Origin of the sequence: Rhizobium sp. BK181 (assembly GCF_014193305.1) — a bacterium.
GTDB lineage: Bacteria > Pseudomonadota > Alphaproteobacteria > Rhizobiales > Rhizobiaceae > Rhizobium.
Window position 1 is genome coordinate 367,544 of the sequence record NZ_JACHZA010000004.1, and the last position, 12,435, is coordinate 379,978.

Sequence of the window (12,435 nt, forward strand, 5' to 3'; positions counted from 1 at the left end):
TCAGACCCCCGTTGCCGGGATGCCCGAGCGCTCGACCTTGCGGGGCGCGACGAGTTCCTTCCATGTCGACAGCGCCTTGTTGACCGCCTGGAACGGCTCGCGTTTGACGAACTGGCCGTGCCCTTCCTTGGTCTTGACGGTGCTCTCCTCGATCGCGACTTCGCCGCGCGTCAGCGTGTAGCGCGGCAGGCCGGTGACCTGCTTGCCTTCGAAGACGTTGTAGTCGATCGACGACTGCTGTGACTTGGCCGAGATCGTCTTCGAACGATTCGGATCCCAGACGACGATATCGGCATCGGCGCCGACGAGGATTGCGCCCTTCTTTGGGTAGACGTTAAGGATCTTGGCGATGTTGGTCGAGGTGACCGCGACGAACTCGTTCATTGTCAGGCGACCGGTGTTGACGCCGTGAGTCCACAGCATCGGCAGCCGATCTTCCAGACCGCCGGTGCCGTTCGGGATCTTGGAGAAGTCACCGACGCCGAAGCGCTTCTGATCGGTGGTGAAGGCGCAATGGTCCGTCGCCACGACCGAGAGCGAGCCGGATTGCAGGCCTGCCCAGAGGCTGTCCTGATGCTGCTTGTTGCGGAAGGGCGGGGACATGACGCGGCGGGCGGCGTGGTCCCAGTCCTTGTCGAAATACTCGCTTTCGTCGAGCGTCAGGTGCTGGATCAGCGGTTCGCCGTAAACCCGCATGCCTTTCTGGCGGGCGCGGCGGATGGCTTCATGCGCCTGTTCGCAGGAGGTGTGCACGACATAGAGCGGAACGCCGGCCATGTCGGCGAGCATGATGGCGCGATTGGTTGCTTCGCCTTCGACTTCTGGCGGGCGGGAAAAGGCATGGGCCTCGGGGCCATTGTTGCCGTCGGCGAGCAGCTTTGCGGTCATCGAGGCGACGACGTCGCCGTTCTCGGCATGCACCAGCGGCAAGGCGCCGAGTTCCGCACAGCGCTGGAAGGAGGCGAACATCTCGTCGTCGTTCACCATCAGCGCGCCCTTGTAGGCCATGAAGTGCTTGAAGGTGTTGATGCCCCTGTCCTTGACGACGGTCTCCATCTCGTTGAAGACGCGCTCGTTCCAGCCGGTGATCGCCATGTGGAACGAGTAGTCGGCGTTGGCGCGGCTGGTCTTGTTGTCCCACATCTGCAGTGCTTCGAGCAGCGACTGCTCCGGCCCCGGCAGGCAGAAATCGACGACCATGGTCGTGCCGCCGGCAAGGCCCGCGCGCGTGCCGCTTTCGAAGTCGTCGGAGGAATAGGTCCCCATGAACGGCATTTCGAGGTGAACGTGCGGGTCGATGCCACCAGGCATGACGTAGCAGCCGGTCGCATCAAGCGTCTCCGTGCCGGAGAGGTTCGGGCCGATCTCGACGATCCTGCCGCCCTCGATCTTCACATCCGCCTTGTAGGTCAGGTCCGCGGTGACGATGGTTCCGCCCTTGATGACTTTGCTCATGATCAGTTCCCTTGCATTGATTGCTCGCGGCTCTGCGTCCGCTGATAAAAGAAAAGGCGGGAATGACCCCGCCCTTGACTATGCAACGATTTCAGCGGTCTCGACGACGGCGTGGAAGAGGACATCAGCGCCTGCCGTTGCCCACTCCCTGGAGATCTCCTCCGCCTCGTTGTGCGAGAGGCCGCCGACGCAGGGGCACATGACCATGGTCGTGGGGGCGACCTTTGCCGTCCAGCAGGCATCGTGGCCAGCGCCGGAGATCAGGTTCATGTGGCTGTAGCCGAGCCGTTCGGCAGCGCCACGCACGCGGGAAACGAGGGTCGGGTCGAAGGTCACAGGAGCGAAGTGGCCGATCGCCTCGATCGCGCAGCCGACACCGAGCGCTTCGCAGATGGCAGGCGCTTCGGCTTCGATCCTGGCGCGCATGCCGTCGAGCTTTGCTTGGTCCGGCGAGCGGATGTCGACGGTGAAGACGACCTTGCCCGGCAGGACATTGCGCGAGTTCGGGGTGAAGAACACCTGGCCGACGCCGCCGACGGCGCCTGGCTGGTTCTCCATCGCCACGGTCTGCACCATCTCGACGATGCGCGACATTGCGAGGCCGGCGTTGACGCGCATGTTCATCGGCGTCGAGCCGGTATGGGCTTCCCTGCCGGTCAGGGTGAATTCGAGCCACCAGAGGCCCTGACAGTGCGTGACCACGCCGATCTGCTTGTTCTCGACCTCGAGGATCGGACCTTGCTCGATATGGTATTCGAAATAGGCGTGCATCTTGCGGGCGCCGACCTCTTCATCGCCAACCCAGCCGATACGCTTCAGTTCGTCGCCGAAGGTCTTGCCTTCGGGATCCTTGCGGTCATAGGCGTATTCCAGCGAGTGAACGCCGGCGAAGACGCCGGAGGCGAGCATGGCAGGCGCGAAGCGGGCGCCTTCCTCGTTGGTCCAGTTGGTGACGACAACAGGGTGTTTGGTCTTGATGCCGAGGTCGTTCATGGTGCGGACGACTTCGAGCGCGCCAAGTACGCCGAGCACGCCGTCATACTTGCCGCCGGTCGGCTGCGTGTCGAGGTGCGAGCCGATATAGACGGGCAGGGCGTTTGGATCGGTGCCGGGACGGGTCGCGAACATCGTGCCCATCTTGTCGACGCCGAGCGTCATGCCTGCGTTTTCGCACCATGTCTTGAAGAGGCTGCGCCCCTCGGCATCGGAATCCGTCAATGTCTGGCGGTTGTTGCCGCCAGCAATGCCCGGGCCGATCTTTGCCATGTCCATGAGGCTGTCCCAAAGACGGTCCCCGTTGACGCGCATGTTCTCGCCTGGTGCTGCCACCATGTCTAAAGTCCTCGCCTGTTTTTGCGGCCATGCAAAGCACATGTCCGCCTGTTCCCGTGGTCAGTATCCGAGCGCCCTTGTTTGTTTTATTAGCGCCGGAAAATCGCCAGTTGCCTTTGTTTAGCATCTGATCGATAATTTGACCGATTGGTAAACATTACAACTTCCGGCGCTGGGCTCAAGACGAAAATCAGGAAAAGTACAGACAAAATTACCGGCATCTGCTCATTTTTGCGGCAAGCTGTCGCGCCAGCCCAATCTTGAGTGAAACGGTTGAATTTGAAGGGGAAAACAAGGTCAACATGACAATCCCGAGAGCAGCCAAGACCCAGCGGCGCACGCGCATTCAGGAAGAGAAGGAAGAGCAGATTCTTGAAGCCGCGCTCGATGTGTTTTCGGTCAGCGGTTTTCGCGGTTCCACGATCGATCAGATTGCCGAAGTCGCCGGCATGTCGAAGCCGAACCTGCTCTATTATTTCCGCACAAAGGAAGCGATGCATCGGGCGTTGATCGACCGCGTCCTATTTACCTGGCTGGAGCCGCTGAGAGCCTTCGATGCGGACGGCAACCCCGAGAGCGAGATCCGCAGCTATATCAGGCGCAAGCTTGAAATGGCCCGCGATTTCCCGCGCGAAAGCCGACTTTTCGCCAACGAGATGCTGCAGGGTGCGCCGCATGTCGAGGATGAACTGAAGGGACCGCTGAAGCAGCTCGTCGACGAGAAGGCCGAGGTGATCCGCAGTTGGACGAAGGCCGGCAAGATCGCCAAGTGCGATCCCTATCACCTGATTTTCTCGATCTGGTCGACAACGCAGCATTATGCCGACTTCGACGTCCAGGTAAGGGCGGTGCTCGGGCAGGAACATGCCGGCGCCGGTCGCTTCGAGGATGCGGCGCGCTTCCTGGAGCAGTTGTTCATCGACGGGCTGAAGGTCAAGCCAGTGCCGAGCGCCTCGTGATCTGGTCGCGTCACGCCTCGTCGAAATCGAAGACCGCGGTGACGGCGGCACGCGCCTTGGCGTGGCGGGCTTTGTAAGATTGGCGGATCGCCTTCCGTCTTGCTGCCAGCGCAGGGTCCGGCGACATTGCCGATAACCAGGCCAATGCGGTCGGTATAAAGTCGCCGTTCGAGGGGATCAGAAGGTCGCTTTCGTCGAGTTGTTTTCCGATGCAGCCTCGGTTGCACGAGATGACGGCGTTTCCTGCCGCCTTCGCCTCGAAAATCACCAAGGGCTGCGCCTCATTGGTATAGGTGGTCGGGAAAACGAACACGTCGATCTCGCGATAGAAAGCTGTCTTCGCGTCATCGTACAGCGGGCCGCGATACTCCAAAACACTGCTCATTTCTGCGACAGCTGCGTCGATGCGGGCGCGCTCACCGGCGCCGGCCGGACCGGCAAGGACGGCCTTGATCGGCAGGTTCTCCTTCCGTGCCTGCCTTGCGAGATCGAGGAAAGTGTCGAGGCCCTTCTCAGCGGTGAGATTGCTGAGCATCCCAATTACGAGGTGGGTGCTGTCGGTCGCTTCATCGCTCTCCTCCCGCGGGGCCACGTAGGCAGCGTTGGAGATCAGGTGGCAGCGCGTACGGCCGCCATAGGTGTCAGCGAAGCGATCCCGCATCATGTCGCACAGGAAGATGTGTCGCAGATTGCGACCGCCGAGCGTGAGGATGCATCGCATGAGCAGGCTGGGCTTCTCGACGTAACTGAAACTGTGATGGTGCAGATAGGTGGGATAGCCGAGGGTCCTCGCGACCAGCACAATTAGAAGCGTGTAGATCAAGCCGAGGCCGCCTTCGCAGCCGAGATAGCAAACCCGGTTGACGCGCTTGCGATCGCGGAACAACTGGAGACAAGCACCGAGGACACGGGCGATTCTCACCGGATGCTTCAGCAACGAGAGCTTGCCGAAAGGCGGGGCGATGTTGGCGACTGTGATGCTGTTTGCTTCCGAAAGAAGCGCAATCATGCTCTTGGTCGCAAACGAGAAGCCGTTGAGCGGCGGAGGCAACTGACCGATCGCGACTATGTGGCGTGTCATGCGGGGGGCTACCTCTTTGCGCCTCCCGACTATCGCACCGGCTAACGAAAATGCAATCTCCTTGCGCCGTCAGTAGAGAGCGGCGGCTGCAGACGTTCGTGTCCATAACGCGGTCGTACTGAGCTTCCTCGGTTGCTGCCGGTGGCGTGAAAAAGCTGCACCCGCATTCACGAGGCCGAACGTCTTCGGAACCTCGCTCGGCATCGGTTGTAGACCATGAGGAAAGCACAGAAAGCTATTATGCTCGGCTGTTTCCCGTGCTCGCTTGAGCGTGGTTTGGTCACAGCCGGTGATGACAGCTCGGGCACCGCTAGTTACCAGACCGATGCCTGAGGTTCCGCCCGCGAAGAGGATTCGTAGCCTTATGGCGGGGGACTCAACTGAGTTGAAGAGAGACCGCGAGGCTCGCTACCGAAAGCGCCACAGATATGACTGGTGTCGGGGCGCGCATCGTCGCGCCAAGGAGGACACCAACCAAGACGACAAGGATGGCAAGCCCCGGATCGTTGCCGGCAAAAGCCAAGCCGATCGCGGAAAGGTTGATCGCGGTCGCAATTGTTGTGAGCGGCGCTGCCGTCACCGCCGCCTTGGTGTCCGGTGAGAATATGCTGGCGAAACGCGGCCAGCTCAAGGCAATGGCAAGAACGAGGAAGACGGGGGCGATCGCGTGGAACTGCATCAGCGCGCTCCCAAGGCCATGCGGCGATCGCTGCCAAAGCCGTCGGTGTCCTGAGCGACGATCTGGCGTGCTGCAAGCGTGCTACCGATGGCGATCAGCACAGGGTTGTCGTAGCCGATCTGCGCGATCCCATCAGAGATGGTTGCAAGCGTGCCGTTCCAAGCCCGCTCGGTCGTCCGGCTGACGTCGCTGATAATGATAACAGGCGTTTCCGACGAGAGGCCTTCATCGATCAAGCGATCGGCGATGAGCGGCGCTGTTCTGCCGCCCATGTAGAAAACGGTTGTCGTATGGGAATCGGCAACGGTCCTCCAGTTGACATCGGTAGGCAAGCCTCCATGTCGGGAATGGCCGGTGATGAAGCGGACGGATTGAGCATGGTCGCGATGCGTCAGCGAGATCCCGAGGCGCGAGGCCATGGCGCTTGCGGCGGTGATGCCGGGGATGACATCGACAGGAATGTTCTCCCGATCGAGATGGGCAATCTCCTCGCCGGCACGACCGAAGATCATCGGATCGCCGGACTTCAGCCGCACGACGCGTTTGCCTGCCTTGGCAAGCGTCACCATCATGTCGTTGATGTCCTCCTGGCGGCAACTCGTGCGGCCGCCGCGCTTGCCGACGAGCATGCGCTTGGCCTCGCGCCGAGCGAGTTCCAGCACCTCCGATGAAACGAGGTCGTCGAAGAGGATCACGTCTGCGGCTTGCAGGGCACGAACGGCCTTCAACGTCAGAAGCTCCGCATCACCGGGGCCCGCGCCGACCAGCGTTACTCGGCCGCGCGAGGAGTGGGCGGGCGCTTCCCGAAGCCTGTCGGCCTCCTCGAGAAGCAGCCCGCCGACGCCCTCCTCCGGCGTATCGGAACTTGAAAACGCGCGATCGACAAACCGCTCCCAAAAGGCGCGGCGGAGCGGGCCGGGCGTCAGCCGTTCATTGACCCGGTCGCGCAAGGTCTGAGCGAGTTCAGCCCAGCCCTTCAGTGCACGTGGTAGCAATGTCTCGATCCGACGCCGGATCGCCTGGGCGAGGATCGGGGCTGCCCCATCCGTCGAGATCGAGACGACGACCGGCGAGCGGTTGACGATCGAGCCGAACTGGAACTGGCAAAAGGCTGGCTTGTCTATGACGTTGACCGGCACGCCGGCGAGGCGGGCAGCGTCGAAGAAGGCTTTCGCCTCGTCGTCTTCCTCACAGTCGGCAATGGCGATGGCCGCGCCGGCGAAGATCGTTTCATCCCATTCATGGCAGTGACGAACGAAACTACCCTGAGGATGCTCGGCGCCGCGCAGGATGAGCCTCTCGAAAGTGGTGGAAAGCGCGTCAGCATAGACATGCACCTGCGCGCCGCAGGCACCGAGAAGCTCGGCCTTCCAGGCGGCGGCGTCGGAGCCGCCGGCGACGACCACACGCTTGCCTTCGAGCGCCCAGAACACCGGCAGCTTGGCAAGCGGTTCCATGCGGGCGGGTGCTTCATTCCGCGGCTGCTGCAAGACATCCATCGATGATCCCCCTGATCTCGGCGCGGCAGGAGCCGCAGTTGGTTCCGGCATTGAGTTCCTTGCCAACGGCTTCGACGCTGTGGCAGCCACCGCGAACGGCGGCGACGATCTGGTTGACGCCGACGCCGAAGCAGGAGCAGACGGTGGCGCCCGGATCGGGCTTATCTGCGCCGGGGCGACCGGCGACGAGGGCGAAGCGCTTGCGCAGATTGGTGTGCTCGGCGGTGAGCTGCGAGATCGCCCAGTTGCGGGCAACCGCCACGGGTTCACGGGCCAGGAACAGCGCCGCGAGCAGTCGCTTGCCATCGAAGAAGGCGAGCCTCAGATCGCCGGACTGCTGGTCGGCGTAGCCGAGCGGCTCGACATTCTCGGGAATGGCGAAGGTGCTGCGGCACCAGGTGCACCAGTCCTCGACCGGCTGGTCGAAGGCAAGCTCCACCCGCCAGCCGTCTTCGGCCTTTGCCAGCGCCCAATAAGCGGCTTCGAAATTGTCCGGCTTGGCTAAGGAAACGGCAAAGCCGTAACGCGCCGCCTTGAAGCGTCGAGCAGCAACCGCAACATTCTTCGATGCCGGCTGGCCGGAGATTGCGTCTGTCAACGGCGCAACGACGGCGTCGATGCGAGCCTTGGCGGCAAACTGATCGTTCCAGTGCATCGGTACAAAAATGCTGCCGCGCGCCTGACGCTCGGTGATCAGGGCGCGAACCACGGCTTTGCCGTGCGGGCTCTCGATTTCGACGAGGCCGGCATTGCCGACGCCGATCTCGATCGCGTCGCGCGGGTGAAGTTCCGCGAAGGGTTCGGCGATATGGGACGAGAGCCGCGCGCTTTTGCCCGTGCGCGTCATCGTGTGCCATTGGTCGCGGATGCGGCCAGTGTTCAGGGTGAAGGGATAGTCGGCGCTGGTGCGATCCGAGGAGACCGGCTTGACGGCGATGAAGCGTGCCTTGCCGTCGGCGTGGTAGAAGCCGCCCTTGGCGAAGAAACGGGTCACATCAGTCTCACGGCCGGCAGGCTGCGGCCATTGGAACGGCGAGAGCTCGTCATAGGTCTGATGGTTCATGCCGGTATAGGCGCCGATATCGAAGTCGCGACGGCCGTTGTTCTCGAAAGCTGAGAGGGCAGCGTGTTCGTCGAAGATCCCGGCATTGGAGTCGAAGTCGAAGGCCTGCGTAAAGCCCATCCGTTGCGCCACTTCGGCAAGCTGCCACCAGTCGGCCCGAGCCTCGCCGGGTGCATCGAGGAAAGATCGCTGGCGGGAGATCCGGCGCTCGGAATTGGTGACAGTGCCGCTCTTTTCGCCCCAGCCGAGCGAGGGTAGAAGGACATGGGCGTGACGGGCGGTGTCGGTGCTTTTCAGGACGTCGGAGACGACAACGAAAGGACAGGCCTTGATGGCGGCCTCGACGGCGTCGGCGTCAGGCATCGAAACGACCGGGTTGGTCGCCATGATCCAGAGTGCCTTGATACGGCCATCAGCAACGGCCCTGAACATGTCGACCGCCTTCAGGCCCGGCTTTTCCGCAATGGTCGGCGCATTCCAGAAGCGCTGGACACGGTCGCGATCCTCGACACTTTCGATGGCCATGTGGGCGGCAAGCATGTTGGCAAGCCCGCCGACTTCACGCCCGCCCATGGCATTCGGCTGGCCGGTGAGCGAGAAAGGACCCATGCCCGGCCGGCCGATGCGGCCTGTGGCGAGGTGACAGTTGATGATGGCGTTGACCTTGTCGGTACCAGACGAGGATTGATTAACGCCCTGGCTGTAGCAGGTGACGACCTTCTCGGTCGTTGCGAACAAGCGGTAGAATTCGCGAAGCTGCATGGCCGGAAGGCCGGTCATATCAAGCACCTCGTTGAAGGAGACGCCTGTCGCAGCCGTAAAGGCCTCTGCAAAGCCGTTGGTGTGTTCGGCGATGTAATTCTGGTCGATGGCGTTGCTTGCGATCAGGTGTTCGAAAAGGCCGACGAAAAGCGCGACGTCGCTATCGGGACGGATGGCCAGATGCAGGTCGGCGATATCTGATGTCATCGTCCGGCGCGGATCGATGACGACAACCTTCATGCCGGGGCGCGCCGCCTTGGCGGCCGCCAGCCGCTGATAGATGACCGGGTGACACCAGGCGAGGTTCGAGCCGGTGAGGATCACCAGATCGGCAAGCTCGATATCCTCATAGGTGCCAGGCACGGTGTCCGAACCGAAGGCGCGGCGGTGACCGGCGACGGAGGATGACATGCAGAGACGCGAGTTCGTGTCGATGTTGGCCGAACCGATGAAGCCCTTCATCAGCTTGTTGGCGATATAATAGTCCTCGGTCAGCAGCTGGCCGGAGACATAGAAGGCAACGGAATCGGGGCCGTGCTCATGGATGGCGTCCGAAAACCGCTGTGCGACGAGGTCAAGCGCCTGTCCCCATTCCGCCCGCTCCCCCGCAATTTCCGGGTGGAGGATGCGCCCGTCGAGATCGACGGTTTCTCCGAGCGCCGAACCCTTGGAGCACAGCCGCCCGAAGTTGGAGGGGTGGTCCGGGTCGCCCTTGACGGACACCTTGCCGTCTTCCGCGACCTTGGCGATGACGCCGCAGCCGACACCGCAATAGGGACAGGTTGTCTTGACCTCTTTCTCCATCATTCGGCCGCCATCATCAGGCTTTCGAGCGCGATGTAGAGGGCGCCGTCCTCGTTGCGGACAGGAATGGTCCGCACTTCGCCCTCATCGGCTCCGAGCGCCTTGCCGGTTTCGAGCGAGATCACCCAGTTGTGCAGCGGGCAGGTGACGGCCTTGGCATGGACGATTCCCTGGGAGAGCGGCCCGCCCTTGTGCGGGCAGTGGTCCTCGATGGCGAAGACCTCGTTTTCGGCCGTGCGGAAGACGGCGATCTTGCCCTGGGGTGTCTTCACGCAGCGAGCGCCGCGGAGCGGAATGTCGGAGATGTCGCCGATTGAAATCCAGTTCATATCCATCTCCTTACTCAGCGGCCTGCGGGTAACCGATGGTCGCCATTGGCTTGAACTCATGCTTGTCCTTGCCGGAGACGCGCTCCGACCAGGGATCGACCTGGGCGAATTTCTGGGAGAAGACGAAGCGATCGTAGTAGGCCTTGCGCTTGTCGGCGTCTTCCATGATCTGGCGGCGGATCTCGTCGAGGCCGACGCGCTTTGCCCACTTGTAGATGCGCTCGAGATAGCGGGCCTGTTCGCGATACATCTGTGTCAGCGCCACGATATGCTCCAGCGCCTCGTCCTCGCTCCTGACGAGGCCGAGGACCTCCGTGCCCTTGATGTCGAGGCCGGCAGCACCGGCGAAGTGGATCTCGAAACCCGAGTCGACGCAGATGACGCCGATGTCCTTGCAGGTCGCTTCGGCGCAATTGCGCGGGCAGCCGGAGACCGCCATCTTCAGCTTCGCCGGTGTCCAGGAGCCCCACATGAACTTCTCGATGCGAATGCCGAGACCGGTGGAATCCTGAGTGCCGAAGCGGCACCAGTCGGAGCCGACGCAGGTCTTCACCGTGCGCAGACCCTTGGCGTAAGCCTGGCCCGAAACAAAGCCCGCCTTGCCGAGATCGGCCCAGACTGCCGGCAGGTCTTCCTTCTCGATGCCGAGCAGGTCGATGCGCTGACCGCCCGTCACTTTCACCATCGGGATTTCGAACTTGTCGACGACATCGGCGATGGCGCGCAGTTCGTTGGAGTTCGTCACGCCGCCCCACATGCGCGGAACGACGGAATAGGTGCCGTCCTTCTGGATGTTGGCGTGGACACGTTCGTTGATGAAGCGCGACTGGTAATCGTCGGCATACTCATCCGGCCAGTCGCAGACGAGGTAATAGTTGAGAGCCGGGCGACACTTGGCGCAACCGCACGACGTCTTCCATTCGAGCTCCTGCATGACCGCAGGGATGCTCTTCAGGCCCTTGGCCTTGATCAGGCGCCTGATGTCGTCGTGGCCGAGTTCGGTGCAGGTGCACATCGGTGTGACGGCGGCGGGGTTGTAGCTGTCGCCAAGCGTCAGCGTCATCAGCTTCTCGACGAGGCCGGTGCAGGAGCCGCAGGAGGCGGATGCCTTGGTATGGGCGCGCACATCGTCCAGCGACGTCAGGCCTTTGCTTGTGATCGTCGAGGTGATCTTGCCCTTGCAGACGCCGTTGCAGCCACAGATTTCCGCGTCATCCGGCAAGGCTGCAACGGCCGCCATAGGGTCCAGCGGCGACCCTCCCTGATAGGCCTGACCGAAGATCAGCGTTTCGCGCATCTCCTTAATATCGGTCTGTTTCTTTTTCAGATCGTTGAACCAGGCGCCATCGGCGGTTTCGCCGTAGAGCACGGTGCCGATGATCCTGTTGTCCTTCAGCACGAGGCGCTTGTAGACGCCGGCTGAAGCGTCGCGCAGCACGATTTCCTCGCGATCGTCGCCGTCGGCGAAGTCACCGAGCGAGAAGAGCTCGATGCCTGTCACTTTGAGCTTGGTCGGCGTGTCGGAATGCACGAAGGCAGCAGAGCGGTCGCCGGATAGATGCGAGGCGGCGACGCGGGCCATCTCGTAAAGCGGGGCGACAAGCCCGTAGACCATGCCACCGACTTCGGCACATTCGCCGAGCGCCATGATGCTGCCGTCCGAGGTCAGCATGCCGTCATCGACGACGATGCCGCGGTTGACGGCAATACCGGCGTCCTTGGCGAGCCCGACGCTCGGGCGAATGCCGACCGCCATGACGACGAGGGTTGCCGGAATGATGCGGCCGTCGTCGAGCTCGATGCCCTCGACCTTGCCGTTGCCGACGATGGCCTTGGTGTTGGCCTTGGTGATAACCTTGATGCCGCGTTCTTCCACGGCCTTTTGAAGCAGGTAGCCGGCAGCCGGATCGAGCTGGCGTTCCATCAGTGTCGGCATCACATGAAGGACGGTGACGTCCATGCCGCGCGAGGCAAGGCCAGCCGCGGCTTCGAGGCCGAGCAGGCCACCGCCGATGACGATCGCCTTCTCGCGAGACTGGGCGGCAAGCAGCATCGCCTGCACGTCGTCAAGATCGCGATAGGTGATGACGCCGGGCAGATCCTTGCCGGGCACGGGAATGATGAAGGGCACGGAGCCGGTGGCGATCACCAACTTGTCGTAGCTTTCGGTGACGCCGTGATCCGACGTGACCGTCTTGGCCGCACGGTCGATCTTGATGATCTTGTGGCCCTTGTAGAGGGTAATGCCGTGCTTGATGTACCATCCATCGCCGTGGATGATGATTTCTTCGTATTCCTTCTCGCCAGAGAGAACCGGCGAGAGCATGATGCGGTCGTAATTGACGCGCGGCTCGGCGTTGAAGATCGTGACCTGATATTGGCCCGGTGCCTTTTCGAAAAGGTGCTCGAGCATGCGCCCTGGCGCCATGCCGTTGCCGATGATGACAAGCTTCTCAGTCATGGTTTTCAAGT

At 62.2% G+C, this 12,435-nt stretch carries 9 protein-coding genes; 1 reads left to right on the forward strand and 8 read right to left on the reverse strand.

All coding sequences use genetic code 11. The features are described 5' to 3' along the window. The gene (gene hydA, locus FHT77_RS14175; RefSeq protein WP_183755620.1) at positions 1 to 1,455 is read right to left on the reverse strand and encodes a dihydropyrimidinase; all 1,455 of its coding nucleotides are present in this window, start codon (positions 1,453 to 1,455) and stop codon (positions 1 to 3) included. 78 nt (positions 1,456 to 1,533) lie between these two features. After that, positions 1,534 to 2,787 carry a Zn-dependent hydrolase gene (locus FHT77_RS14180; RefSeq protein ID WP_183755621.1) on the reverse strand — a complete coding sequence of 418 codons (1,254 nt, stop codon included), beginning with the start codon at positions 2,785 to 2,787 and terminating at the stop codon, positions 1,534 to 1,536. Positions 2,788 to 3,089: 302 nt separating this feature from the next. On the opposite strand from FHT77_RS14180, the gene FHT77_RS14185 reads away from it, so the two are divergent. Next, positions 3,090 to 3,746, forward strand: coding sequence for a TetR family transcriptional regulator C-terminal domain-containing protein (locus FHT77_RS14185; protein WP_016554900.1), 657 nt, complete (start codon positions 3,090 to 3,092; stop codon positions 3,744 to 3,746). Positions 3,747 to 3,756: 10 nt separating this feature from the next. Here FHT77_RS14185 and FHT77_RS14190 read toward each other — a convergent pair whose 3' ends face one another. From FHT77_RS14190 to nirB, 6 genes are all read right to left on the reverse strand, one after another. Beyond that, positions 3,757 to 4,827 carry a glycosyltransferase family 4 protein gene (locus FHT77_RS14190; protein WP_183755622.1) on the reverse strand — a complete coding sequence of 357 codons (1,071 nt, stop codon included), beginning with the start codon at positions 4,825 to 4,827 and terminating at the stop codon, positions 3,757 to 3,759. Positions 4,828 to 5,203: 376 nt separating this feature from the next. Next, positions 5,204 to 5,506, reverse strand: coding sequence for a hypothetical protein (locus FHT77_RS14195; protein WP_183755623.1), 303 nt, complete (start codon positions 5,504 to 5,506; stop codon positions 5,204 to 5,206). Beyond that, positions 5,506 to 7,005 carry a siroheme synthase CysG gene (gene cysG / locus FHT77_RS14200; RefSeq protein ID WP_183755624.1) on the reverse strand — a complete coding sequence of 500 codons (1,500 nt, stop codon included), beginning with the start codon at positions 7,003 to 7,005 and terminating at the stop codon, positions 5,506 to 5,508. The genes FHT77_RS14195 and cysG overlap by 1 nt, the downstream gene beginning before the upstream one ends. Beyond that, positions 6,977 to 9,634, reverse strand: coding sequence for a nitrate reductase (locus FHT77_RS14205; protein ID WP_183755669.1), 2,658 nt, complete (start codon positions 9,632 to 9,634; stop codon positions 6,977 to 6,979). Before FHT77_RS14205 ends, cysG begins: the two co-directional genes overlap by 29 nt. Beyond that, positions 9,634 to 9,969, reverse strand: a complete 336-nt coding sequence (gene nirD, locus FHT77_RS14210; protein WP_025658043.1) for a nitrite reductase small subunit NirD — start codon at positions 9,967 to 9,969, stop codon at positions 9,634 to 9,636. Before nirD ends, FHT77_RS14205 begins: the two co-directional genes overlap by 1 nt. A gap of 4 nt (positions 9,970 to 9,973) precedes the next feature. Further along, entirely contained in the window at positions 9,974 to 12,424 is a 2,451-nt protein-coding gene (gene nirB / locus FHT77_RS14215) for a nitrite reductase large subunit NirB (protein WP_183755625.1), read from the reverse strand. Positions 12,425 to 12,435: the final 11 nt, after the last annotated feature.

Bases quoted from the DNA above. Each gene is read 5' to 3' on its own strand.
- FHT77_RS14185 (WP_016554900.1), top strand. From the start codon at position 3,090: ATGACAATCCCGAGAGCAGCCAAGACCCAGCGGCGCACGCGCATTCAG.
- hydA (WP_183755620.1), bottom strand. From the start codon at position 1,455: ATGAGCAAAGTCATCAAGGGCGGAACCATCGTCACCGCGGACCTGACC.
- nirD (WP_025658043.1), bottom strand. From the start codon at position 9,969: ATGGATATGAACTGGATTTCAATCGGCGACATCTCCGACATTCCGCTC.
- FHT77_RS14205 (WP_183755669.1), bottom strand. From the start codon at position 9,634: ATGGAGAAAGAGGTCAAGACAACCTGTCCCTATTGCGGTGTCGGCTGC.
- FHT77_RS14195 (WP_183755623.1), bottom strand. From the start codon at position 5,506: ATGCAGTTCCACGCGATCGCCCCCGTCTTCCTCGTTCTTGCCATTGCC.
- cysG (WP_183755624.1), bottom strand. From the start codon at position 7,005: ATGGATGTCTTGCAGCAGCCGCGGAATGAAGCACCCGCCCGCATGGAA.
- FHT77_RS14180 (WP_183755621.1), bottom strand. From the start codon at position 2,787: ATGGTGGCAGCACCAGGCGAGAACATGCGCGTCAACGGGGACCGTCTT.
- nirB (WP_183755625.1), bottom strand. From the start codon at position 12,424: ATGACTGAGAAGCTTGTCATCATCGGCAACGGCATGGCGCCAGGGCGC.
- FHT77_RS14190 (WP_183755622.1), bottom strand. From the start codon at position 4,827: ATGACACGCCACATAGTCGCGATCGGTCAGTTGCCTCCGCCGCTCAAC.